Origin of the sequence: Pseudochrobactrum albidum, assembly GCF_051851455.1 — a bacterium.
Lineage (GTDB): Bacteria > Pseudomonadota > Alphaproteobacteria > Rhizobiales > Rhizobiaceae > Pseudochrobactrum.
On record NZ_JBPVTR010000024.1, the window covers coordinates 396,063 to 421,188 of the forward strand.

A 25,126-nucleotide genomic window follows, 5' to 3' on the forward strand; every position below is an offset into this window, starting at 1 on the left:
TTTAAAAGACCGGCAGCGGAACCATGCGCCCGCACCGGTCAATAATCAGTTTACACGGCTGATGCAAAAATCAATCACGTCAATCAATGCATCTTTTTGTGCTGTTTGCGGCAATGGCGCCAATGCATCGCGGGCAATCTCGCCAAAATGACGGGCACGCTGCACCGTATCAGCAATCGCGCCATGTCTGGTCATCAGGCCGATGGCCTTTTGCAAGGCTTCATCATCATTATTGCCTTGTTCAATGGCAGATTTCCAGAAAGCGCGCTCCTCATCAGAGCCGCGCCGATAACTCAGCAAGAGCGGCATGGTGATTTTACCCTCGCGGAAATCATCGCCGACATTCTTGCCAAGATCGGCTGCAGTACCGCCATAATCCAGCGCATCATCAATCAATTGAAATGCAAGGCCAAGGTTAAGCCCGTAGGAACGCAGACCTGAACGATCCGAACGGCCGGCACCGGCGATAATCGGCCCTACTTCTGCCGCAGCCGAGAACAGCGCCGCCGTCTTAGCCTTGATCACGGCCAGATATTCATCTTCCGTGGTTTCCATGTTTTTGGCTGCGGCAAGCTGCATCACCTCGCCTTCAGCAATCACGGCAGCAGATGTTGCCAGCACGTCCAGCGCCTCCAGCGAACCGACATCAACCATCATTTTAAAAGCCTGACCAAGCAGAAAATCGCCGACCAAAACGCTTGCCTGATTGCCCCAGATCATGCGTGCCGTGCTTTTGCCGCGGCGCAGATCGCTCTCATCCACCACATCATCATGCAGCAATGTTGCCGTATGCATAAATTCCACACTTGTGGCGAGCTGCACATGACCCTCACCCTCATAGCCGAACATTTTGGCGGCTGCGAGTGTCATCATCGGGCGCAAACGCTTGCCGCCGGATGAGATAAGATGATTGGCCACTTCCGGTATCATTTCGACATCGGAGCCGGCCTTGGACAGGATAAGCGCATTGACACGTCCCATATCCGCTCTTGTCAGATCAATCAGCTTCTGAATGGACGCCTGCTGATTTTTTTTCTCATCGAGATTGAGAACCACACCCAATGCTTTATCTCCAGTTCACGCGGCCGAACCTTGCGACCCGTTCTGTAATGCACATTATTCAAGGCCGCCCCTATGCTCAAGCAACAAATGCACCAAAAGACCTGACAAAGGCAAGTGTTGCACAAAACAGCGCGGCACAATAAAGCACTTTAACGCAGTAAAAAGAGTTCAAATCCCCAGTATATAGTAAAATGGCAGCTTCACGACCATATTACAGAATCAGCTAAAAAAGCCCTGAGCCGCTCTTTTAAAAAGTCAGAAAGTAATATTTTATGCCCGCAACGCCCCCTCATGACAGGCAACTGCCCTATGGCGAAACTTCAGATGCCTTTCACCGCGGTGCGTTCCGGCTGATACAGCCTGCACTGAAAGGACATCGCTCCGGCATTGACGCCATGATTCTGGCCGCAGCCGTGCCGGATGGTTTCAGCGGCCGTGTTGCCGATCTTGGCGCCGGCGCCGGCGCTGCCGGACTGGCCGTTGCCGCCCGTTGCAGCAAGGCTGAAGTAACCCTGATTGAACGCTCGGCAGACATGCTGCTCTATGCGGAAAAATCCTGCACCCTGCCTGAAAATGCGCATTTGCGCCCGCGCCTTGCATGGCTGCAGGCAGATGTAACAATGCCCCGCCCTGCCCGCCACGCCGCAGGACTTGCCGATAACAGCTTTGATTTTGTTATTATGAACCCGCCTTTCAACAATCCGCGCGACCGTGCAACACCTGATACGTTGAAAGCCCAGGCTCATATCATGCATGAAGGGATGTTTGAGAGCTGGATACGCACGGCTTCCGGCATTTTGCGCCCGCGCGGGCAGATTGCCATCATTGCCCGCCCCGACAATCTGGGGGATATATTCGCGTCTCTTGAGCGCCGTTTCGGGCACATAACCATCCTGCCTGTGCATGCAAGGCCTGAAGAAACGGCCATTCGCGTGGTAATTACGGGAATAAAAGGCAGTCGGGCACCGGTTTTCCTTGCGCCGGCATTAATTTTGCATAAAAGTTCCGGCCATGAATTCACCCTGCGCGCTCAAAGCGTCATTAACGGATGTTCCGGCCTGCAATAGCCGGTTTCTGTTATGCGCAAGCGCATTTCCAGAAATCAGAAATTTTTAATGTCATCAAGAAGGCAGACCGGTCAGGCTTGATGACCTGTAATGAAAAGGCAATATCGCATGACACAAAGCCAGACCAAGCGCCCCTTCTCAACGCTCCGACATTGGCTGGACAGTGAATCCGCGAGCGGTATTGTTTTAATGATTGCTGCAGCCCTTGCGCTGATTGTTGCCAATTCACCGCTTGCTGAAAGTTATTTCAACATTATGGAAAGCAAAATAGGCCCCATGAGCGTGCTGCATTGGGTTAATGATGCCTTGATGGCTGTGTTTTTTCTGCTTGTCGGACTGGAAATTAAACGAGAATTTCTCGATGGTCAGCTGGCAAGCTGGTCTAACCGAGCCCTGCCCGGCATTGCGGCCGCCGGCGGGGTGATTGTTCCTGCACTGATCTTTTCCGGTTTCAACTGGTCTAATCCGGATACCATCCGCGGCTGGGCCATTCCATCTGCCACGGATATTGCCTTTGCGCTGGGCGTGCTCTCCCTGCTCGGGCCGCGTGTTCCGACCAGCCTTAAAGTATTTCTGGCAACACTTGCCATTCTTGATGATCTGGCGGCGGTGGCAATTATTGCCGTCTTTTACACATCCGAGATTTCCACGCTCTATCTTGCCGGTGCGGCGGGCATTTTTGTGCTGATGTTCATCCTTAACAAGGCAGGCGTGATGCGGCTTGCGCCTTATCTTATCCTTGGTTTTGTGCTGTGGTTCTTTGTGCTGCGGTCAGGGGTTCACGCCACTGTTGCAGGTGTGCTCACAGCCATGACCATTCCGATCAAGCCAGCACTCGGCCGCCCCGATGATATGAGCTCGCCGCTGCATATTCTTGAGCATGCGCTGGCCAAATGGGTTGGTTTTGTTATCGTGCCGATTTTTGGCTTTGCCAATGCAGGCGTGTCTTTTTCTGGCATGAGCCCGTCCATTCTTGGCGATACACTCACACTTGGCATTGCGCTTGGCCTGTTTCTGGGCAAGCAATTTGGCGTTTTTGGCGCGGCATGGCTGGCGATCCGTGCCGGCATTGCCGCAAAGCCGATGGGGGCAAGCTGGTCGCAGCTTTACGGCGTGGCGCTTTTATGCGGTATCGGCTTTACCATGAGCCTGTTTATCGGCCTGTTGTCTTTCGACAATGTGCTTTTGCATAATGAAACCAAAATCGGCGTCCTGCTCGGCTCCAGCATATCGGCGCTTTGCGGCTGGCTTCTGCTGCACATCACCACCCGTGAGCGCGCAGCAAAATAACAGGTTCAGTTTTCACCCGCTATCGCTATAACAGCGGGTGAAAACATTTTTATACCCAGTCTTCCTACGGAGATTTATTGTGCCGACCTGCATTGACCGCTTCATTCCGCGCCGTTTCAGATCTTCTCAGGTTGAAATTCCGGTTGTCCGGCTTTCCGGTGCAATTATGAGCAGCAACAGCCCGCTGCGGCAGGCGCTCTCGCTGGAGGGGATCGCACAGCAGCTTGATAAGGCTTTTGCCCTCAAACACAGCCCTGCCGTGGCGCTTAGCATTAATTCGCCTGGCGGCTCACCGGTGCAATCGCGGCTGATCTATAAGCGCATCCGCGATCTGGCACAGGAGAAAAACAAGAAGGTTCATGTATTTGTTGAGGATGTCGCAGCCTCGGGCGGCTATATGATAGCCATTGCCGGTGATGAAATTATTGCTGATCCCTCTTCAATACTGGGCTCAATCGGTGTGGTTTCTGCTTCTTTCGGCTTTACTGAACTGATCAGGAAAATCGGCGTTGAACGCCGCGTGCATACGGCAGGCAAAAACAAGGTATCCATGGATCCGTTTCAGCCGGAAAAGCCCGCTGATATTGAACATATCAAGGCTTTGCAACTGGAAATCCATGAAACATTCATCGCTATGGTTAAAGAAAGGCGCGGCGCAAAACTCAGCGATCATGAAGATATTTTTACCGGCCAGTTCTGGACAGGCATAACCGCATTAAAACTGGGGCTGATTGACGGGCTTGGCGATATGCGGGCACATCTGCGGCAAATCTACGGTGAAAAAACCAGCCTTAAACTGATACAGGCACCACGCGGCCTGCTGGGGCGCAAAAATAGCGGCGGCATTGCCTATGGCCGGATGCTTGGCGAGGCCGGCTCCGGCCTGATAACGGCAATGGAAGAAAAAGCCCTGTGGTCGCGCTACGGGCTGTAGTATTGCTTGAAATATCACTGCATGCTGATTAAATTTCAGGAAATTCTGCCTCTCTGCCGGAGCATTATCAGTTTATGCCTGAAATATAATGGTGCTCCAGCTTTTGGTTATTATGCATATTCTGTCTGAAAATCATTTGGTATTTTTCAGGATATGCTCTCAAAGGAGCCGGCCATGCCACAGCTGATTTTTCTGATCCTTCTTGTTGCGGCGGCAATCTACGGCTATCGCTCATTCAAACGTGAGGCGGAACGTGTTTCCCGGCGTGTGCGTCAGGCCGAACAGGAGGCCAGAACAGGTGCGAGCGGCACCCTTGTGCAGGATCCTGAAACCGGTGTTTACCGCCCGGCAAACAAAGACTGATCTCTTCACCATGCCAGATATGCCCACCCAACATGCCGGCGCTCTGAACGACACTGATGAAGCCCCCACACTGCATGCCACGGCCTATGCCAAACTAAACCTTGCGCTGCATGTTACCGGCAGGCGGGCAGATGGCTATCACCTGCTGGACAGCCTGGTCGCTTTTGCAGATTACGGTGATGCAATCTCAGTGCGCTTAGCAGAAAAAGACAATTTTACCCTTTGCGGCCGGTTCGGGCAAAATCTGCCGGTTGATGGCAAGAATCTTGCCATCAAAGCCCGCGATCTATTGCGCGCATATTATCCCCATCAGGCGCCGGCTGTTGCCATTCATCTGGAAAAAAAACTGCCCGTTGCCTCCGGCATAGGCAGCGGCTCCGGTGATGCCGCGGCTGTTTTGACATTGTTGCTGCGCCTGTGGAACATCAGGCCGGATCCGGCCACTCTGCAACATATCTGCCTGCAGCTTGGCGCTGATGTGCCAATGTGTTTGCATGGTCAGCTTTACGGCGGCGGCGTGATTGCGCGCGGTATCGGCGAGGAGCTACAGGCAATTCCCGACCTGCCGGCACTGCCGCTGGTGCTTGTCAATGACGGCACTGCCATCGCCACGCCGCAGATTTTTCAGCAATTGCAAAAACGCGATAATCCGCCATTGCCGGATTTGCACTCTGTCCGCAATCATACGGATCTGTGCAACTATCTTGCATCCACACGCAATGATCTTTTTGAACCGGCTATGAGGCTGGCTCCGCAATTGCCGCAAATTTTGCAATTGCTGCGCCAAAGCGGTGCCTTATTGGCGCAGATGTCCGGTTCCGGTGCCACATGTTTCGGAATTTATGCTACACAGACCGCAGCGCAACAGGCAGCGGTATTTTTGCATGAGCATTATCCGCACTGGTTTATCTGCTATACAAACACATTATCATCTCATCCTGAACATTCCGGACAGGGCTTGCCGGACAAGCCAATCCGAACAGGGCTTGCCGGACAGGCCAGCCAACAAGCCAGCCCGGGCGGTCGTCAATAACAAAGGCGGCAAAGCCCTGATTTTGAAGGAGCCGTGATTATGTCTGCAGTCTCTCAAAATGAACGCCCATTCATTCCGGTTGGCATTGCTGTTCTCACGGTTTCAGACAGCCGGATCCTGCAAACAGATACTTCCGGCGCCTATCTCTGCGCCCGTATCGAAGAAGCAGGCCACCGGCTTTGCGACCGGAAAATCGTGCCTGATGATGTGCAAAAAATCCGCGATCAGGTTGTGCATTGGTCAAAAGACCCTGCCATTGATGTGATTATCACCACCGGCGGCACCGGTTTTACTGGCCGCGATGTTACGCCGGATGCGCTGGAGCCGCTTTTTGATAAGAAGATGGACGGGTTCTCAGCAATTTTCCACCAGATATCATTTGCAAATATCGGCACATCTACCATTCAATCCCGCGCAACAGCCGGAATGCTCAACCAGACCTTCATTTTTGTGCTGCCAGGCTCAGGCGGCGCCTGCCGCGATGCATGGAACGGCATTCTCGCCCAACAGCTCGATTATCGCCATCGTCCGTGCAATTTTGTTGAGATAATGCCCCGTCTTGATGAGCATTTGAAACGCAAGAATAAATGAGCTTTATCTTCAAGCATATGGCTCCTTTTATAACTGCCACTTATAACTGCCACCAAATAGTTCTTGATTTGTTCTATTTTTGCGGTTAGATTTTAACGCATTCATGGTGCAACCGAGTCGCAGGCACCGCTCACATTAAGCACGGTTTTATTTTGGGCTCCGGTCAGGTCTTTTTAAGTCTTGGCCGGCAAGGAGAAAGCTATGGCAATTTTACAGGAGGTTTTCGAACCGGCTGATCAGGCCGTTTTCTCCCGCTCCGCCGTTTTTGGCGCAGAGCGCACAGATCAGGCCAATGCAATTATTGAGGCTTCCGGCTTGCGGATTGACCACAGCCGCCGCAGAGGCCGCGGCGCCGGCATTAACCCCTCCGGACGTTTTGAAAACCAGACCCGCCTTGCCGATGATGACGGCTGGAATACCCTTGAAGAGCTCGAACCTTTTAAAACCGAGGTTCAGATTGAAAAGCCGCGCAGCATTATCACCCGCAATGACTCGCCTGATATTCATTTTGACCGTTCTGTTAACCCCTATCGCGGTTGTGAGCATGGCTGCATTTATTGCTTTGCCCGCCCATCGCACAGCTATATGGGGCTTTCAACCGGTCTGGATTTTGAGACCAGGCTGTTTGCCAAGCCGGACGCTGCAAGGCTTTTGGAAAAGGAGCTTGCAAAATCAGGCTATACCCCGAAAACCATTGCCATTGGCACCAATACTGATCCCTATCAGCCGATAGAGAAAAAATGGCGTATTATGCGCGACATTCTCCATGTGCTGGATGGTGCCAATCATCCTGTCGGCATTGTCACCAAATCCGCCCTTGTGATACGGGATCTGGATATTCTGCAATCCATGGCAGAGCGCGGTCTTGCCAAAGTTGCCATTTCAATCACCACGCTGGATGCAAAACTTGCGCGCCAAATGGAGCCACGTGCCGCCACACCGGGGCTGCGGCTACAAACCGTGCGGCAATTGAGCGAAGCCGGCATTCCTGTTTCGGTTATGCTTGGCCCTGTTATTCCCGGAATTAATGATCATGAAATTGAGCGCATATTGGAATGTGCCCACGCTATGGGCGCGCGTGAAGCAGGCTATGTGCTGCTGCGCCTGCCCTATGAAGTGGCACCCTTATTCAAGGACTGGTTGCTGCGCTATTTTCCCGACCGTTACCGTCATGTCATGTCTTTGCTGCGCTCTATGCGCGGGGGCAAGGATTATGATGCGGAATGGAGCAAGCGCATGCGCGGTGAAGGCCCCTATGCGTGGCAGATTGGCCGCCGCTTTGAAATCAGCTGCAAAAAACTTGGGCTCAATATGCATAAATACCGCCTGCGCTGTGATCTTTTCACACCGCCACAACCAAACGGCACCCAGCTTTCACTGTTTTGACGCCTAGCAAAATGCCGGTAAACGCCGCCTTTATTTTACCGGCAGCAGCCACATTGTTCCATCCCTTTGCAATGTGGCCTTGCGGAGAATCAGCAAGAATGCAATCTCGCTTTATGAGCAAAGCACCTTCTGATTCTCCGCTTTTTTCAAAAAAGCATTCAAAATCCGGCCACAAGCCTGATCAGTTTACGCCGGATTATTATCATGAACAGCAATTACAGGCTGCAGGATACAAATTAATCGCAGGGCTGGATGAAGCCGGCCGCGGCCCGCTGGCCGGTCCTGTGGTTGCGGCCTGCGTGATACTGAATGCGGATAACCTGCCGCAAGGGCTTGATGATTCCAAGCGGTTGTCTGCCGCAAAACGCAATCAGCTGTTTGATCATATTATGCAACAGGCAGTGGCTGTCAGCCTGTGCAGCCTGTGTGCCGATACCATTGACCGTAGCAATATTCTTGCCGCCTCACTGCTGGCAATGAAACGCTGCACAGATGCGCTGGCGATCAAACCGGATTATGCATTGATTGACGGCAATAAAATACCTGAAGCCCTGCCCTGCCCTGCACACACATTGGTGAAAGGTGATCAACGCTCACTGACAATTGCGGCAGCATCGATTATTGCCAAGGTTACACGTGACCGGATGATGGAGCGTGCCGGCCTGGTTCATCCTGCTTACGGGCTCGGCAAACATGCCGGCTACGGCACTGCGGCACACAGGGCAGCCATTGAAGATCTCGGACCTGTAAACGGGCTGCATCGCTATAGTTTTGCACCGATCAAGGGCCGCTGGCTGAAAGGTTAACCCTGCTGACCAACACTATGCATAAGTGTATTGCCCTGTACCGATATCAACTGCTGCCAAAACATCTGCCGCCTTGCAAGTTTTCATATAATCAACAATGGCAGGCAGGGTGTGCCGGCGCATAGCGTTTTATCTCATCCTGAGCGCAAAACAGAGCATAGAGACTATGCTTCACCGACATTGGGCTTGAAATAAAAAACGCCGCTGAATGCGGCGTTTCAATAAATTATAGTCTGTTAGAAACTCTGACAGAAACTTAATTGAAGTTTTCCTTAACCTGTTCCAATGAGGACTTGAACAAGGTACCTGCGGTTTTTGCATCAACCTTAGTGGCAATCAATGTACTTGCAGCGGCAACAGCAATTTCAACAGCCGATGCACGCACCTGATTAACCGCATCACTTTCAGCCTGCGCAATTTTCTGTTCAGCAAGCTTGTTGCGGCGGGCAATATATTCCTCAGATTTTGCCTTTGCATCGCTCAGAAGAGCGGCAGCCTCACGCTGTGCACTTGCAACAATCTCACCGGCTTCTTTTTCGGCTTCCTTGCGCTTGCGGTGATATTCCGCCAAAAGTGCCTGCGCCTCTTCGCGCAAGGTGCGCGCTTCATCCAGCTCTTTGGCAATATTTGCTGCACGCTCATCCAGCGAGCGGCCAATCATGCCCGGAACTTTAAGATAAGCCAGCAGCGCCAGGAAAATAACCAGACCAATAAAGGCCCAAAATGTTGCATCCATAATGGTCTCCCTTACGCGCTGACAGCTTTAACTGAAGCTGTGATTTCAGCCTTGTCAGTTTTGACGCCGAGCAATTTCTCAACGATTTCTGCCGCTGTATCTTCAGCAATCGCGCTCAGATCATTCATTGCCTTGTTTTTTATGGCAGCGATATGGGTCTCAGCCTCGGCTAATTTCTTTTCAAGCGATGCTTCGGCAGTTTTACGTTCAGCCTCAATATCAGCTTTTGCCTTGTCGCGGGCTTCCTGGCCAATAATCACAGCGCGCTTACGTGCTTCTGCCAGTTCCTGCTCATAGGCGGCTATAGCATTGTCCGCATCGGTTTTCAGGCGTGCAGCCTGTTCCAGATCCTGGGCAATACGGTCGCGGCGGGTTTCAATCACACCGCCAATACGTGGCAGCACAACGCGCGACATAAACAGATAGAACAGCCCGAAAGTAATCGCAAGCCAAAGCAGCTGCGATGCATAATGGGTGGAATCAAATGGTGGAAACACGCCTTTACCGGCTTCGTGCGCCACACCTGTTTCGGTGTGCACCACAGGGCTGCCACTGTCAGTTCCCGACACAGGCGCCGGCTGAGAATCGGTAGCGGTTTGGGCAAATGCCGTGGACACGAACATCCAATTTTCCCCTTATAAGTCAGGCTTAATAAACGAGAACCAGCCGCATATGCCGCATATCTTTATAAAGACAAACATATGCGGCCGGTTGAATCCGGCAGCTTAAAATTAAACTGCGAACAGGAGAAGAAGCGCGATGAGCAGCGAGAAGATGCCCAGAGCTTCTGTCACAGCGAAGCCGAATACCAGACGGCCGAACTGGCTGTCAGCGGCAGACGGATTACGCAGTGCACCCGAAAGAAAGCTACCGAAAATGTTGCCAAGGCCGAGAGCCGTACCGGCCATACCGAAACAGGCCAGACCTGCACCGATGTACTTTGCTGCTTCCGCTTCCATGATAAGCTCCTTCTGGATTGATATAAATGCGGATTTCAGTTCTGGCGGAAACCCGCCGGCGATATTTCAGAGCGACCTGTAAATCAAATGATGTGTTGCGCACAGTTCATCTAAGATGCAGAGCCTGATTTGTAGGATAGACAGGCTGCCGTCCGGATATCGGGCAGCAGCCAATTCAGTGGTCAGTGCCCCGGATGAACCGCATCATTGATATACATGCAGGTCAAAACGGTGAACACATAGGCCTGCAGGAATGCCACCAGGAATTCCAGAGCCGTAATCGCAACAGTCATGATCAGCGGCAACACAGCACCACCAACACCAAGCGCACCCATTGAAGCCATAGACACGACAAAGCCTGCAAACACTTTCAGTGTGATATGGCCGGCAAGCATGTTAGCAAAAAGACGCACAGAAAGACTGATCGGACGCGACAGGAAAGAGATGATTTCAATAGCAACAACCAGCGGCACAATAATGCCCGGCACGCCACTTGGCACAAACAGCCTGAGGAAGCCGAAACCGTGTTTGAAGAAACCATAGATGATTACAATAGCGATAACGAGCAGCGCCAGAGCAAAAGTGACAATGATCTGACTGGTTACCGTATAAAAATACGGAAACAGGCCGATAAAATTTGCCACAAGGATGAATGTGAACAATGAGAACACAAACGGAAAAAATTTCATACCTTGTGAACCGGCGGAATCTCTCAGCGATCCCGCCACAAATTCATAGGCCATCTCAGAAACTGACTGCAGACGTGTCGGAACAATGCCGCGCCCTGCTGATGTCAGAAACAGAAAAGCGGAAGCGGTTACGACAGTCAGCACCATAAAGGCGGAAACATTCGTAAACGACAGATCGACACCGCCGACATCGATAGGAATCCATCTGGAAACCTCAAACTGATGGATCGGATCGTTTGCCACCTTAACCTCACCTGTCAACGCGTGCCCGAAGGCGTTTCATTCATGCCCGAAGGCGATTTTTGATGCCCGAAGGCAATTTGTCCATGCCCGAAGGCAAATTAACCGCAGGGGGAACCCCAACAGGCCGGAGAAAACCATATATGCACAGCCACCCCGTTTATTTCCGCAGCCGCCCGCAGCCTCAAGCGCAGAGCAGCCGCATATATAAGTTTTACGGCACTTAATAAGCATTTCCTGCCTCAAGCGCCCCTTTGCCTTTACAGGCTTATTGAACATGATGCATTCAGGCAGACACCTTTATGCACATTATTTTTCTTTCTGTTGCTTTCCGCCCACATTATTGCCGTTTTCTGCGACATAACCTGCGGAACGCAAAACATTGAGAATACCGGCGCCAAAACCAAGGAAGAGAAAAATGATCAAGCCCCACGGCGTTGTGCCTGCCACCTGATCAATAAACCATCCCAAACCAGCGCCCGCCACAATGCCGGCAATAAACTCACTGGAAAGCTTGACAGCCTGCCCCATCTGAGTTGAGCCATTTGCGGCCTGTTTGCCATTTGCAGATTTTTCACCCACGCCCTTGGCCGCCAGATGGCTCTCAAGCTTGCGTAAACGATCATCCAGACTTGCCCGAGCAGGATCATCGGCCTTGCTTGCCGCTTTATCGGATTGCTGTGGCTTTTCGGGCATATTCCCGGCGGCCATTCATGCCTCCTCTGGCAAGAAAACGGTCGTTTTCACCCTACTGTGAAGTCGGCCGCAACATATTAACAGGCAGCCCATTCGTCAAGGCACTGTCTGCATAGAAGTTGAAGGTTTTTTGCATTGTTAAATCATATACTTAACATAAGCACAACACATGCAGCGCCTAAATGCCGCCTTTCACCTGCCATCAAAGCGCCGAATCCCTGTCCATTCAGCTCCAGCCACCGCCATAAGTGCGATAGAAAATATGCAGGCCAATTTTTTTGACTTTTTCCATAGTGGAAGCCCAGCGAGGACGCACATAAACAGCGTGATAATGCGTTGCAGAGCCCACTTCCGGCAGCCAGATCTGCCCTGCGGTTACCGCCTTGGCCACTTGTTGTGCAATACGCCAGTGACCGGCTTCAGTGACACGGTGCTTCTGCCCGTCGCAGGCAAAGGAAAACTGGCAAGCATTGCGCCAATCCCTGTTCTGATAGACCACACCACAAATTGTTGACGGATAGGCCGGATTGCGCACACGGTTAAGAATAACCTGCCCCACAGCCGCCTGCCCTTTCAACGGCTCGCCGCGCGCTTCAAAATAAATGCCTTCTGCAAGGCATTTTTGCTCAGCCGCACTAAAAACAGCAGGCGGCAGAGGCGTTGCCGCCCAATTATGATCGCGCGTGCTGATGGGCGGAATAAACCGGCCGCTGTTTTTCTCAGGCGTCAGAATACTCTCAAAAGGTGAGGTCTTGGCATAATCCGGCTTTGATGGCGCATAGCCAAGCGCCAATACATCCGGCTTGTCATTGGTAATCAATGATGCCAGTGCCGTTGGCACCGCAATAGCGGGTTTCACCTCCGGACGATGGAAGGCCAGCGTAATTTCAACTTCCTTGCCGCGAATCGGACCTTTTACAAATGCGGTCTTTATATCTTTTTTACCGGCTACCGGTTGCAGCAGCCTGGGACTCACCGATGAAACCTGCCCGGCAAGCGAGCCGGCATTAAACATCCGCGCCGGCGCCCTGGTCTGCACCGATACCAGACGCCCCTGCTTATCAGCGCGGCTGATGCGATTTTCATCCGGATCAGGATCATCAACCCCGCGTTTGCCGCCCGCTGTTCTGCCGCTTATCACCACGCGGCCCACACCGTTAATATCGGCCGCCGCGCTCAGGCTGCCGGTTATCACGGATGAATCTATAAAAGGCATCTCCGCCTTGTGCACAGAACCGGCAGGAGCATCAACCATATAGGCCATCCAGCGGTGTTCCGGATTTTCCGCCGCGCTCATCATGCTGGCCATATCCTGATAGGCGATGACATTGCTTGAATAGAAAAATAATCCTACTCCGGCAAAAAGCACGGGCAGGGTTGCAGATTTACGTTTTTGTTTCAGTGTGACTGCAACAGGATAATAGCGCCCGTCCTGCGGGCAATATCCTTCAGAAGGATAATACCAGACCTGTGCTGGCTCATTGCCGGAACGGCCAAACAGGGCCCGCAAAGCTACACTACGCACCGGAACACTCCACTCAATCAATAAAATGACTATGCGCAAATAATGGTCTATTAACCTTGATGCTTCGTTAACATGAAATAAGTTTATGCATTGATTTTATTCGTTAATTTTAAATTAATACCGCAATCAAGCCCAATCTTATCCCCCTTGTTTTTGCTTGATAATCCGGCGCCTTTCCCGTGCATTTTTCTGTAAAACCCAACGCCTTTGTAAGAAAAATATTATTCAAGCCGGTCAAAAATTATTGTCTTTTCCGCAGATAAACCACATCCGTCCGCCATGCAGCACAAGCATGACGGGTGAAAATCAACAAACGTTAACTAAAAGCTCTGTCTTTGAAACGCTGCTCAGGCCAATGGAAATTCACCACGATAACGCCGCGGCAGCATTGCCGATAAAGTGATGCCGCGAATAAGCAGGAACATATTCAGCGCCAGCCACAGGCTGTGATTGCCAAGCCAGTCGCGTGTGCCGTAGAGCACGCCAAAGAAAACAAACAGTGACAAAAACATCATATTGCGCATATCTTTTGACCAGGATGCGCCGATGAAAATACTGTCCATCTGGAAAGCATAGAGGCCGGTCAAGGCCGTGAGTGACACCCATGGCAAATAGTAAAGCGCCATGGTCTGCACATGCGGCTCGGTGGTCAGAACATTAATCAGCCACTCACCAAACAGCAGGAAGCCTGCCCCCATAACCAGCGCCATAATCAGCCCCCATAAGAATGTAAGCTGAATGGAGCGGCGGAATGCAGGGCTGTAGCGTGCGCCCAATGCCCGTCCCGCCAATTGTTCGGCGGCTATGGTTACGCCATCAAGAAAAAAGCCCACAACCAGATAAAAATTCATCAATACGGCATTGGCCGCCAGTGTGATTGTGCCAAGTTCATTGCCCACGCGGGCAAAAAACACATAAGTCGACATCAACAACAAGGAGCGGATCATAATATCACGGCTGATAACAATCATCCGCCAAAGGCCGGCTTTATCTAGCAGGCGGGTCATATCAAGCCGGTGCAGCGCGCCGCCGCGCCAGATAAGAAGCCCCATGCCGGCCAATGCGGCAATCGTCTCGCCCGCCACTGTTGCCCATGCCACGCCTGATACTTCCCAGCCAAGACCAAGGCCGAGAACAAGTGCGAGAATAATATTAATCCCATTGAGCAAAAACTGCAGTGCCAGCCCGAATATGCCCCTGCCCCGCCCCAGCAACAGGCCAAGTACTGCAAAATTGACCAGAGCCATCGGCGCTGAAATCATGCGGATTGAAACATATTCATTGAGTGCTTTTGCGGTATCCGAGGCGGGTTTAAGAATATCATTGGCGGCATAAAGTGTGAACGGCAAACAGGCAATCATCAAAAGGCCTGCCATCAGCGCCACAATCACCGCGCGCCAGAAAACAACAAGCTCCTCTTCCGTATCACCGCGTCCCATAGCCTGCGCCACCAGGCCGGTTGTGCCCGAACGCAAAAACCCGAATATCGAAAACAAACAGTCAAAAACCAGCGCCCCCATGGCCAGTCCGCCCAGCATGCCCGCATTGCCAAGCTGACCGATCACGCCGGTATCAACCAGCCCCAGCAAAGGTGTTGTCATGCCGGCAAGTGTCATCGGCACGGCGATGGACAACACCATGCGATGCGTGACATCAAACGGACGGATGAGAGACTGCGCAAGCGCATCACTATCGGGCTTAAACATAACACCACACAGATTTGAGATATATTAAGCGTGTTTTTACTGCCCGTTCCCCGATTACTCTTAGCAAATATATTCTCAGCGGCGCAGAAAATCCTGCTGATTTATAGCCTGTTTTTCCCCGCCGGTCAGCTGGATTCTGCTATTGACCGGAAATTATATTCCGTTCCCTTTTCAAGGATTACACACCATAGAGCATTGCCCAGTAAAGATAATGCGGTTTATCCTCACGAAAGGCATAGGCAAGGCCAAAACGGGTAAAAAGCGGATCAAGAAGATTGCGCCGGTGGCCGGCTGATTTCAGCCATGCATCCAGTACTGAGGCCACATCTTTCTGGCCTGATGCCACATTTTCAGCAGCAGGGCCGCGAATGCCCGCCTGTTTCAACCGCGCTGTAAATGTGTTACTCCAGCCGATATTGTGGCCGATTTTGCCATATTCGGCCATCAATTTTGCCTGATAAAGTGCTGCTTTATCCAGCCTTTCATCAGGTTGCAATGGCGGCACGCCATAGTTTTTGCGCAGCCTGTTTATCTGTATTGTCACATCTGTTGCGGCAAAGGCAGATGAAATGCCCAAGCCGGACGGCGACAATAAAAATGCGCCGCCACCAGCCAGAAGATAACGGCGCGTGAGCAAAAAACGATCAGTCATCCAAACCATCAATGAGAAAGCAGAACACAGAGGCTGCACAAAGTCAGCTATTTTCTATAACTGATAATTCTGAGCAGAATAAAGGCAGGCACAACAACCGCCGCGCCAAGCAACAAATAATCCGCAAAGCGTGACAAGGCAGAAAAGCCCATATTCCAGAGGCTTACAAAAAAATCGCGAATATTGAGCAAAATATCATAAGGCGTCCAGTTAAAAGCGTGCATAACCACACCGACAACCAGCGAAATCACAATCAGCTTGATGAGAACACGCCCCGGCGTATCGCCCAGAAAACGGGTAGCACGATCCGACATAAACAGAACTCCTTTGTTAAAAACAACAAATAAGCACGAATATGACCAATGACAAGCCTTGCAACCGCTGCCTAAAACCAGACTGAAAGCTTCAGCGTCCGGTTTTATAAGTGCGTGGCAAGCTCTGCTTCTGACGCAGAAAAGAACGGTTCATGCTGCGCGTATCCGTGAAACCACTGGCAACGGCCACCTCAAGCAGAGACGACCCGCCCGCCATCAGCAATTCCTTGGCACGTTGCACCCGCAATTCCTCGCGCACCTGAAAAGCGGTTTTACCAAGTCCGGTTTTAAACCCCCGCTCCATCTGGCGTGTTGAAATACCAAGCCTGCGTGCCACATCGGCCATGGCCAGCGGCTCTTCCAGTGTTTCTTCAAAAATACGAATGGCCTTGCGGATCATCGGCGAGCGAACGCCATTAAAACTCAGCGCCGGCTGCTCGGAAGATAATAATTCATAAGGAAACATCAGGATTGATGCACTTTTGCGCGCCATTTCCTCGGATATTTCCACCTGAATAATCGACAACGCCAAAGATGCCGCCCCCAAACCGCCTGCACAGGTAAAATGCGCGCCGCTGCGATGAAACTGGCTCGTGGTATCAGCGGTAAAACCATCAAATAATTGCAGAAAATCTTCTTTATGAAACCAGTTGACGCAGCACTTTCTGTCCTCCAGCAAGCCGGCCTCTGCCACAATAAAGGCAGCCGTACAAAGCCCGACCACATTTTTGCGCTGCCTGTCCATACGGCGCAACAGCTCAATCAGCCTGTTTTGCCCCGGCCGGTAATGGGGCAAAACACCACCAACCACCACAATATAATCACAATCATCAAGTGCGCCGATCGGTGCGGTCGGCTCAACTGCAAGGCCAGAGCTTGAAACGACAGGCAGGCCGGTCAAGGTGCAGATTTTCCAGCCACAACGGATCTGTCTGCTTTTGTCTTTGTCATCAGCGGCCAGACGAAAAGGATCAAGAAACAGACTAAGCGCAGATAAAGTGAAACCCGGCAACACAATAATACCCAGCATCAGCCGGTGAGGCTCACTCCCTGCGGTTTTTATTGTGCGGTGTGTTTCTGTTACCATGATTTTGCGCAGCACTCCCCCAAAAACGCATAAATCCGCCTATCCTTAAAGGACAGATGCATTTTGAGCGATAAAGTCCGCCGCGGCTTTTGTAAAGACTTTGCGAATATTTCCGCACCTTGCGGCCTGAATGCGCCAATATTCAGCGAAAATGCTTGGAAAGCTTCAAACCCTGCGCCTGATAATGGGAACCAAGATCACTGCCATAAAGCGCCTTTGGCCGCTTGAGCATATGTTCATAAATCAGGCGGCCGACAATCTGGCCATGTTCAAGTATGAACGGCACCTCATGGCTTCGCACCTCCAGCACCGCGCGGCTGCCTTTGCCGCCTGCTGCAACATTACCAAAGCCCGGATCAAAGAAACCGGCATAATGCACACGGAACTCACCCACCAGCGGGTCAAACGGGGTCATCTCTGCCGCATAAAGCGGCGGCACATGCACCGCCTCCTGCGAAACAAGAATGTAGAACTCATCCGGATCAAGCACCAGCTCATGCGTGCCCCGATCATAAATCGGCTCCCAGAAATCCAGCACATCATGCTGCGCACGCTTATCCACATCAACAACCGATGTATGATGTTTGCCACGATAGCCGATCAGGCCGTTTTCCTGCCCCTGAAGATCAATTGACAGGGCAATACCACCATTGGATATATTCGGCATTGCGGAAGCAACCAATATTTCCTGCGCATGCAATGCGGCCAGTTGCTCCTCACCCAGCAAAGACGAGCCCTTGCGAAAACGAATTTGTGACAGGCGGGAGCCGGTACGTGCCACAATGGGAAATGTGCGCGGGCTGACCTCCAGATAAAGCGGCCCGTGATAACCGGCAGAGACCTTGTCAAATTCCTGCGCATTATCGGTGATAACACGTGTGAAAATATCAAGTCGCCCTGTCGAGCTTTTAGGATTGGCAGAAGCCGAAAGTTCTGCCGGCAGTGCCAGACTTTCCAGAAGCGGCACGATATAAACACAGCCGGTTTCCAGCACTGCCCCCTCACGCAGATCAATCTCGTGCAGTTTCAGCCGCTCCAGCTTATCCATCACCGGCGTATCGGGCCCCGGCATAAAAGAAGCACGTACCCGATAGGCTTTGGCACCAAGCCGCAGATCAAGGCTTGCAGGCTGTATCTGATCAGAATCAAGCGCGCGTCCGGCCTTAAGCGCCCCTGTTTCAAACAAGGCTGCAATATCGCTGTCTGCCAATATTCCGCTATCTCGGGTCATTATTTTGTCCAGTCCTGCACAAAGAATCCGCAGCAAAAACGCACCCCTTTTTCAGGCGGGCGGGCTGCGGCATTCTCTGTTCCATAGCCTTTAACAGTTAAAAGACAACTACCATAAATTCAGCTTTTTGCAGATCATCCATACGCATTTTTAAATTTTCGGGCAAAATGCCGCTCTTGACAGCATAAACGCAATAGTCTTACAAAATTACCGTGGTGATTTGGCCGGCCGGCTTGCAGCCACGTTAAAGAATTCGCTAAATATGGCCGCGGTTCATAACCGGTCTTTTTGCGTATTCGGGCAAAGGCCGGTTTTTTATTGGCCAGTGCGCTCCGCACCCTGCCGGTTATCCTGCATATGGCCTTATTACAGGTTGGACCGATGACAAAGAAACATATCCGCACATTCCGCCCCGCAACTCAGCTTGTCCATAGCGGCACAACCCGCACCCCATATGGCGAGACATCAGAGGCATTATTTTTAACACAGGGCTTTGTTTATGACAGTGCCGAGGCCTGTGAAGCCCGTTTTACCGGTGAGGATCCCGGCTTTATCTATTCGCGCTATGCTAATCCAACCACCGATATGTTTGAAAAACGCATGTGCGCTATTGAAGGCGCTGAAGAAGCCCGCGCCACCGCTTCCGGCATGGCAGCAGTTGCCGCGGCCATTCTTTGTCAGGTAAAAACAGGTGATCATGTGCTGGCTGCCAAGGCCATGTTCGGCTCATGCCGCTATATTATTGAAACCCTGCTGCCCAAATATGGTGTGGAATTTACCCTGATTGACGGCGTGAAATTTGAAAACTGGGAAAATGCCGTCCGCCCCAATACCAAAGTCATGTTTCTGGAAAGCCCGACCAACCCGACACTGGAAGTGATGGATATTGCAAAAATTGCGGTACTTGCCAATCAAATCGGCGCAAGGCTGATTGTGGATAATGTGTTTGCCACACCGCTCTATCAAAAGCCGCTGCAACTGGGCGCCCATATTGTGGTTTATTCTGCTACCAAACATATTGACGGTCAGGGGCGCTGTCTTGGCGGGGTTATTCTCTCCGACCGTGAATGGACAACAGAAGTGCTGCAGGATTATTTCCGCCATACCGGCCCGGGGCTTAGCCCGTTCAATGCATGGGCGATGCTGAAAGGGCTGGAAACCTTACCGGTGCGCGTAGAAGCACAGACCCGCTCAGCTACACAGATTGCCGATTTTCTGGCGCAACAAAATGCCGTTGCCCGCGTGATTTATCCCGGACGCAAAGACCATCCGCAGGCCGATATTATTGCCAAGCAGATGAGCGGCGGCTCCACCATGATTGCGCTGGAGCTCAAGGGCGGCAAAAAAGCAGCTTTTGCCTTTGAAAATGCGCTGGAAGTCATTCGCATTTCCAATAATCTTGGTGATGCAAAAAGCCTGATCACCCATCCGGCCACATCCACACATAAAAACTTAAGCGATGAGGCCAAAGCTGAACTTGGCATTACTGATGGCTTATTGCGACTTTCCATTGGCCTTGAAGATACAGAAGATCTGCTGGAGGATATTGACTTTGCGCTGAAGGCCGCTCAAGGCTAAAAGATCACGGGGTTGCGGGATAATCCGCAGCCTCTTACCTTAATCTGATGATTTTACGGCTGGTTGCCCATGTATCGCGCGGTTACGCATAATATTGAGGTTATTGTTGAGCCGTTTTATCTGGAAGAGCAATCTTCTCCGGATGAACAGCGGTTTGTCTGGGCTTATCGCGTTACCATTATCAATCATTCTGATATTGCGGTGCAATTGCGCTCGCGCTCATGGAAAATCACCGATGCCAATGGCCGCACGGAAGAAGTGCACGGCCCAGGCGTTGTGGGTGAGGAACCGTTTTTGAAACCGGGTGACAGCTATCAATATTCATCCGGATGCCCGCTCACAACATCTTCCGGCATGATGTCCGGCAGCTATATGATGCAAAATCATGAGGCCGGCAGTACAGATGAGGGAAAATTATTTCCCATTACCATTCCCGCATTTTCACTCGATATGCCGGGGTATAAACCCGTCCTGAACTAAAATATACGGATGGCAAGTGCCTGCCGGATCCGGCAGGCACTGTTTTTATATTGTCCTGTCATTGTGCGGCGGTGATTTCTGCCGGATCAAAATCATAGTGTGTGGAGCAGAATTCGCAGGTCACCGAGATTTTGCCGTTTTCCGTGCTGTGTTCAAGTTCCTCTGCCGAAAAACCTTTCAGCACGCCAAAAATCTTGTCCCGCGAGCAGGCACAGCGATCTGCCACTTTGGTGCCCTCATAGACACGCACGCCGCGCTCATGAAACAACCGGTACAGCAGGCGTTCTGACGGCACCTGCGGATCAGTCAATTCAGAATCCTCAATGGTTGCAACCAATGAACGGGCTTCCTGCCACTCATCCTCAACCCTCGCCTGTGTTGTCGCAGAGCCGTCCGGATTATCGCCGCCATCCAGATCACGCTGGCGGGCGCGTAATTCGGATTGCGGCAAAAACTGCACCATCAGCCCGCCTGCGCGCCATTGTTCCGTTGGCTTGCCGTCAGCACCGCGCTCCAGCAAACGCGCAACAGCCAGCTGCACTTCCGTTGCAATCTGCTCCGATTGCATAAAATAATTGCGGGCAATATCTTCCAGCGATGAGCCGTCCAGCGCAACAATCCCCTGATAACGCTGGGTAAACTCCCCCTGATCAACGGTAAGCGCCAATGTGCCCTTCCCGAGCATATCTTCAGGTCTGGTTTTTCCCGAAGCCACAAATTCACTCACACGAGATTCATCAAAACGGGCATAGGCGCGGATTGCATCCGGCGTGCGAAAATCCACCACCAGCATATCCACAGGGCCGTCAGAGCGGGTCTGAAAAATGAATTTACCCTCAAATTTCAGCGATGTGCCAAGCAAGACTGTTAAAACAACAGCTTCACCAAGCAGACGGGAGACAACTTCCGGATAGTTATGGCGCTTCAAAATACTGTCAAGCGCCTGCCCGAGCTGAACGGTGCGGCCACGCACATCCAGCCCCTCAACCTGAAACGGCACAACAACATCATCACCGGACAGGGAAACAGGATCGGGCATCGGCTTTAGCATTATCTGGTCTGTGCTGGTCTGGTGGTTCATCTTTACATCTCTTTATACAGGCAGCAAATCCGCCCCGCAAAATGGCAGGCGGCCTGCAGGGTGTTCACCAAACTGCAAGCCGCAAATGCGTGCAACCCAAACCGGCACCATGCCGGCTGTCAAGTTGGTTTATAGATAGGGAAGGATCAGCGTCCTTCAAGGCACCAGGTCAAAATCGCCTTTTGTGCATGAAGCCGGTTTTCCGCCTCGTCAAACACAACCGATTGCGGGCCGTCAATCACTTCATCGGTGACTTCCTCACCACGATGCGCCGGCAAGCAATGCATGAACAGGGCATCCGGACTGGCCTTGGCCATCAAGGCGGCATTAACCTGATAAGGCATGAAAACATTGTTCCCGCGGGCATTATCTTCCTGCCCCATAGAGACCCATGTATCCGTTACCACACAATCAGCATTGGCAGCCGCTTCCTGCGCATTGGTGGTGGAGAAGATTTTTGCACCGCGTGTTTTTGCCCAGTCAAGAAAATGCGGCAAGGGCTCGCTGCCGGCGGGGGTGGCAATATTCAGACGAAAATCAAACTGTGCCGCCGCCTCAATAAAGGAGTGCAGCACATTATTGCCATCACCGCTCCAGGTAACAGTGCGGCCTTTGATCGGGCCGCGATGCTCTTCAAAGGTAAGAATATCGGCCATGATCTGGCAGGGATGGGTATCATCCGTCAATGCGTTGATCACCGGCACACTCGCATGTTCAGCCAGCTCCAGCATGCGATCATGCGAGGTGGTGCGGATCATGATAGCATCAACAAAGCGTGACAGGACTTTTGCCGTATCCGCAATGGTTTCACTGCGGCCAAGCTGCATTTCCGAACCGGTCAGCATGATTGTTTCACCGCCGAGCTGACGCATGCCCACATCAAAGGATACGCGGGTGCGGGTTGACGGTTTTTCAAAAATCATCGCCAGAACCTTGCCTTCCAGCGGCTTGTCACGCTCACCGGCTTTCAAACGTTCCTTGCGGGCGCGCGCCTCATCCAGAATAAAGCGCAGATCCTGCGGGCTTACTGCTGAGAGATCGGTAAAATGCCTTAAAGTCTTGTCACTTGTCATTATTATCACCGTTTACGCAGCAGCTTTGGAAAGCTTGGCTGCGACATTTTCAATCCGGTTCAGTGCCTCACGCATATCATCCGCCGTTACTGTGAGCGGCGGCAACAGGCGCACAACATTATCACCCGCACCAACGCTGAGCATTTTCTCTGCACGCAGACCGGTAATAACATCTGTATTGGGCACGGCACATTTGAGGCCGATCATCAGGCCGCGCCCGCGCACTTCCGTAAACACATCCGGATAGCGGTCGATGATTGACGCCATGCCCTGCCGGAACTGCGAGGCCACTTCATTGACATGTTCAAAAAAGCCGTCTGCCAGCATCACATCAAGCACCGCCTCACCAACAGCCATTGCCAGCGGGTTGCCGCCATAAGTGGTGCCGTGAACACCGGCAACCATGCCCTTGGCTGCCTCTGCCGTTGCAAGGCAGGCCCCCATAGGAAAGCCGCCGCCAATACCCTTGGCAGTTGCCAGAATATCAGGCTCAATGCCCGCCCATTCATAGGCATAGAATTTGCCGGTGCGGCCAACGCCGGTCTGCACTTCATCCAAAATCAGCAACAAGCCGTTTTCATCACAGATCTGACGAATAAGACGCAGAAACTCATTCGGGAAAACGCGCAGACCACCCTCCCCCTGCACCGGTTCCAGCAGGATAGCTGCGGTTTCAGTTGTGATTGCGGCACGCAGGGCAGCCTCATCACCAAACGGCACCTGATCAAAACCATCAACCTTAGGGCCAAAGCCCTCCAGATATTTGGCCTGACCGCCGGCTGCGATGGTTGCAAGGGTGCGGCCATGAAACGCGCCTTCAAAAGTAATGATGCGGTAGCGCCCTGCCTCTCCATTGGCATAATGATAGCGGCGGGCGGTTTTGATGGCGCATTCCAGTGCTTCTGCACCGGAATTGGTGAAAAATACCTTATCGGCAAAAGTATTCTCAACAAGGCGCTTACCCAAACGTTCCTGCCCCGGCACCTCATAGACATTGGACAAATGCCACAATTTTGCAGCCTGCTCCTGCAATGTCTTTACCAGATGCGGATGGCTGTGGCCAAGGGAGTTAACAGCAATGCCCGCTGCAAAATCCAGATAGCGATCCCCCTCCTCGGTAATCAGCCAAACGCCTTCCCCTCGCTCAAAGCGCAACGCTGCACGATTATAGGTGTCGTAAAGCGGGTGCACAGTCGCAGTCGTCATGCCAATAAGGCCTCCAAAGCCTTTAAAATTGAAGCGGCAGCACCACCAGCCATCCCCGTTCTCCAAAAATTTTTAAAAACTGCCATGTGGCAGATCCCGCGGGGAGGTGTGATGTTGTGCGCAAATGAAATCAAAAAGCCGCCCTCGGGGCGGCTCGACAATGCACTATTGTTCGGCATGAATTAAATGTCAATCAAAAGACGCTGTTTCATTTACCTGAAAATACAATATCGGGCGGCGCAAAATGACGCTGCCCCTGTATTTTATACATATTACGTATTTTGCACATAGTACAAAACCGCCCTTGCAACCATGGCACGGTTAAAAGATCAGGCTTTCAGCATATCCCCCCTTCACATTAGCCGTTCAGAGGCATAGATATAAAATAAACCTGCCAGTGTTGCACGAAAACCTTGTATTTTAAAAAAACCGGCCTATTAAATGCCCGCTGACCCCCAAGGTTGGGGAAAACCATTTCAGCACCGGATGCCGTGCTTGTCACTGCGTCCTTGCTTAAGGTAGTTTCATATTAAAGCAAGACTAGATTAAGTGCGACAGCGCCAGCTGTCCGGTACATATGACGCCTGTTTGATCAGGCGCTGAAAAATGTCAGCCGGACGCTATAAAGATTATAAAGAACGGAGCCTGAGCCACAATGAACTGGACAGATGAACGCGTCGAGCTTCTCAAGAAGTTGTGGAGTGAGGGGCTGAGTGCAAGCCAGATCGCAGCCCAGCTGGGCGGTGTGAGCCGCAATGCGGTGATTGGCAAAGTGCACCGGCTTAAACTTTCCGGACGCGGCAAAACCACAACTGCCGCACCGCGCAGCAAAAAAACCGCAGCAGCACCGGTTGCAGCACCACGTGCGGCCAATACCGCCAGCGCCCCTTCCGGCAATGCCAGCGCCGCGCCACAGCCTGCTATGCGCGCCACCGTGATGAAAACGGCAGGTGCTGCAGCATTGCAGGCCGAGGTTCTGGCGGATGCCGTTGCCGAACCGGCTATCCTGCCAAATGAAAATGTGGTTGTGCCAATCTCCCGCCACCTGACCCTGCTGCAACTTACCGAGCGCACCTGCAAATGGCCGATCGGTGACCCGCTGCATGAAGATTTTCATTTTTGCGGCCATGAATCCGGAGAATCCAGCCCCTATTGCAGCTATCATTCCAAGCTTGCATTCCAGCCGACAGCGGAGCGCCGCCGCGCCCGCTAAGGCAATATTTACGGCACCTGAAAATATGCCGCGCCTTTGCGCGCTGATGCGAGAGAATAAAATTGTCAAAGCGGCTCCGGCGTTTCATTTCAACCGGAGCCGCCCTGATAAAAAGCCAAAGCCTGAAT

Annotated in this window: 26 protein-coding genes and 1 riboswitch; of the genes, 11 read left to right on the forward strand and 15 right to left on the reverse strand. The window is 52.1% G+C overall.

The features are described from left to right. Positions 1-45: 45 nt before the first annotated feature. A complete protein-coding gene (locus ACSTTO_RS12925) occupies positions 46-1,062 on the reverse strand; it encodes a polyprenyl synthetase family protein (RefSeq protein WP_439273632.1) in 1,017 nt (338 codons plus the stop codon). Between the two features lie 272 nt (positions 1,063-1,334). Between ACSTTO_RS12925 and ACSTTO_RS12930 the strand changes: the two genes are divergently transcribed. From ACSTTO_RS12930 to rnhB, 8 genes are all read left to right on the forward strand, one after another. Then, on the forward strand, positions 1,335-2,129 hold the full coding sequence (locus ACSTTO_RS12930; protein ID WP_439273633.1) for a tRNA1(Val) (adenine(37)-N6)-methyltransferase: 795 nt from the start codon (positions 1,335-1,337) through the stop codon (positions 2,127-2,129). 108 nt (positions 2,130-2,237) lie between these two features. Then, a complete protein-coding gene (gene nhaA / locus ACSTTO_RS12935) occupies positions 2,238-3,419 on the forward strand; it encodes a Na+/H+ antiporter NhaA (protein ID WP_439273634.1) in 1,182 nt (393 codons plus the stop codon). A gap of 79 nt (positions 3,420-3,498) precedes the next feature. Continuing rightward, positions 3,499-4,353 (forward strand): S49 family peptidase, encoded by an 855-nt coding sequence (locus ACSTTO_RS12940; RefSeq protein WP_439273635.1) that lies wholly within the window; start codon positions 3,499-3,501, stop codon positions 4,351-4,353. Positions 4,354-4,527: 174 nt separating this feature from the next. Next, positions 4,528-4,716, forward strand: a complete 189-nt coding sequence (locus ACSTTO_RS12945) for a hypothetical protein (protein ID WP_439273637.1) — start codon at positions 4,528-4,530, stop codon at positions 4,714-4,716. 19 nt (positions 4,717-4,735) lie between these two features. Further along, on the forward strand, positions 4,736-5,749 hold the full coding sequence (locus ACSTTO_RS12950; protein WP_439273821.1) for a 4-(cytidine 5'-diphospho)-2-C-methyl-D-erythritol kinase: 1,014 nt from the start codon (positions 4,736-4,738) through the stop codon (positions 5,747-5,749). 39 nt (positions 5,750-5,788) lie between these two features. Then, complete coding sequence (gene moaB / locus ACSTTO_RS12955; RefSeq protein WP_439273638.1) at positions 5,789-6,340, forward strand: molybdenum cofactor biosynthesis protein B; 552 nt, start codon at positions 5,789-5,791, stop codon at positions 6,338-6,340. 201 nt (positions 6,341-6,541) lie between these two features. Then, positions 6,542-7,726 carry a PA0069 family radical SAM protein gene (locus tag ACSTTO_RS12960; RefSeq protein ID WP_439273640.1) on the forward strand — a complete coding sequence of 395 codons (1,185 nt, stop codon included), beginning with the start codon at positions 6,542-6,544 and terminating at the stop codon, positions 7,724-7,726. Between the two features lie 113 nt (positions 7,727-7,839). Further along, positions 7,840-8,532, forward strand: a complete 693-nt coding sequence (gene rnhB, locus ACSTTO_RS12965; RefSeq protein ID WP_439273822.1) for a ribonuclease HII — start codon at positions 7,840-7,842, stop codon at positions 8,530-8,532. Positions 8,533-8,788: 256 nt separating this feature from the next. On the opposite strand, the gene ACSTTO_RS12970 is transcribed toward rnhB, so the two are convergent. The 11 genes from ACSTTO_RS12970 to ACSTTO_RS13020 form a co-directional block, all read right to left on the reverse strand. After that, positions 8,789-9,268, reverse strand: coding sequence for a F0F1 ATP synthase subunit B (locus tag ACSTTO_RS12970; RefSeq protein WP_439273641.1), 480 nt, complete (start codon positions 9,266-9,268; stop codon positions 8,789-8,791). Positions 9,269-9,279: 11 nt separating this feature from the next. Continuing rightward, positions 9,280-9,891: a F0F1 ATP synthase subunit B gene (locus ACSTTO_RS12975; RefSeq protein ID WP_439273642.1), complete on the reverse strand. Its 612-nt coding sequence runs from the start codon at positions 9,889-9,891 to the stop codon at positions 9,280-9,282. Between the two features lie 108 nt (positions 9,892-9,999). Beyond that, complete coding sequence (locus tag ACSTTO_RS12980) at positions 10,000-10,227, reverse strand: F0F1 ATP synthase subunit C (protein ID WP_022711131.1); 228 nt, start codon at positions 10,225-10,227, stop codon at positions 10,000-10,002. 182 nt (positions 10,228-10,409) lie between these two features. After that, positions 10,410-11,159 carry a F0F1 ATP synthase subunit A gene (locus tag ACSTTO_RS12985; RefSeq protein ID WP_439273644.1) on the reverse strand — a complete coding sequence of 250 codons (750 nt, stop codon included), beginning with the start codon at positions 11,157-11,159 and terminating at the stop codon, positions 10,410-10,412. A gap of 306 nt (positions 11,160-11,465) precedes the next feature. Next, the gene (locus ACSTTO_RS12990; RefSeq protein ID WP_439273645.1) at positions 11,466-11,867 is read right to left on the reverse strand and encodes an AtpZ/AtpI family protein; all 402 of its coding nucleotides are present in this window, start codon (positions 11,865-11,867) and stop codon (positions 11,466-11,468) included. Positions 11,868-12,078: 211 nt separating this feature from the next. Next, positions 12,079-13,377, reverse strand: a complete 1,299-nt coding sequence (locus tag ACSTTO_RS12995) for a cell wall hydrolase (protein ID WP_439273646.1) — start codon at positions 13,375-13,377, stop codon at positions 12,079-12,081. 347 nt (positions 13,378-13,724) lie between these two features. Further along, entirely contained in the window at positions 13,725-15,083 is a 1,359-nt protein-coding gene (locus tag ACSTTO_RS13000; RefSeq protein ID WP_439273647.1) for an MATE family efflux transporter, read from the reverse strand. 178 nt (positions 15,084-15,261) lie between these two features. After that, positions 15,262-15,735: a CAP domain-containing protein gene (locus ACSTTO_RS13005; protein WP_439273648.1), complete on the reverse strand. Its 474-nt coding sequence runs from the start codon at positions 15,733-15,735 to the stop codon at positions 15,262-15,264. Positions 15,736-15,782: 47 nt separating this feature from the next. Then, a complete protein-coding gene (locus ACSTTO_RS13010) occupies positions 15,783-16,049 on the reverse strand; it encodes a DUF6460 domain-containing protein (RefSeq protein WP_439273649.1) in 267 nt (88 codons plus the stop codon). A gap of 91 nt (positions 16,050-16,140) precedes the next feature. Next, entirely contained in the window at positions 16,141-17,136 is a 996-nt protein-coding gene (locus ACSTTO_RS13015) for a GlxA family transcriptional regulator (protein WP_439273650.1), read from the reverse strand. Between the two features lie 142 nt (positions 17,137-17,278). Then, positions 17,279-18,370, reverse strand: coding sequence for a 2'-deoxycytidine 5'-triphosphate deaminase (locus tag ACSTTO_RS13020; RefSeq protein ID WP_439273823.1), 1,092 nt, complete (start codon positions 18,368-18,370; stop codon positions 17,279-17,281). Between the two features lie 199 nt (positions 18,371-18,569). Further along, positions 18,570-18,649, forward strand: a riboswitch (SAM riboswitch). 99 nt (positions 18,650-18,748) lie between these two features. Between ACSTTO_RS13020 and ACSTTO_RS13025 the strand changes: the two genes are divergently transcribed. Both ACSTTO_RS13025 and apaG read left to right on the forward strand, forming a co-directional pair. Then, the gene (locus ACSTTO_RS13025; protein ID WP_439273652.1) at positions 18,749-19,945 is read left to right on the forward strand and encodes an O-succinylhomoserine sulfhydrylase; all 1,197 of its coding nucleotides are present in this window, start codon (positions 18,749-18,751) and stop codon (positions 19,943-19,945) included. A gap of 69 nt (positions 19,946-20,014) precedes the next feature. Next, positions 20,015-20,425 (forward strand): Co2+/Mg2+ efflux facilitator ApaG/CorD, encoded by a 411-nt coding sequence (apaG, locus tag ACSTTO_RS13030; protein WP_439273653.1) that lies wholly within the window; start codon positions 20,015-20,017, stop codon positions 20,423-20,425. Positions 20,426-20,483: 58 nt separating this feature from the next. Here the strand turns inward: apaG and ACSTTO_RS13035 are convergent, their stop codons facing one another. The 3 genes from ACSTTO_RS13035 to ACSTTO_RS13045 all read right to left on the reverse strand — a co-directional run bounded on the left by ACSTTO_RS13035 (position 20,484) and on the right by ACSTTO_RS13045 (position 23,785). Next, positions 20,484-21,476 carry an Hsp33 family molecular chaperone gene (locus tag ACSTTO_RS13035; protein WP_439273824.1) on the reverse strand — a complete coding sequence of 331 codons (993 nt, stop codon included), beginning with the start codon at positions 21,474-21,476 and terminating at the stop codon, positions 20,484-20,486. 176 nt (positions 21,477-21,652) lie between these two features. Next, entirely contained in the window at positions 21,653-22,579 is a 927-nt protein-coding gene (gene argF, locus ACSTTO_RS13040) for an ornithine carbamoyltransferase (protein WP_439273655.1), read from the reverse strand. A 12-nt stretch (positions 22,580-22,591) separates the two neighbouring features. Continuing rightward, entirely contained in the window at positions 22,592-23,785 is a 1,194-nt protein-coding gene (locus ACSTTO_RS13045; protein ID WP_439273657.1) for an aspartate aminotransferase family protein, read from the reverse strand. Between the two features lie 655 nt (positions 23,786-24,440). On the opposite strand from ACSTTO_RS13045, the gene ACSTTO_RS13050 reads away from it, so the two are divergent. Beyond that, positions 24,441-24,998: a GcrA family cell cycle regulator gene (locus ACSTTO_RS13050; RefSeq protein ID WP_439273658.1), complete on the forward strand. Its 558-nt coding sequence runs from the start codon at positions 24,441-24,443 to the stop codon at positions 24,996-24,998. Positions 24,999-25,126 lie beyond the last annotated feature (128 nt).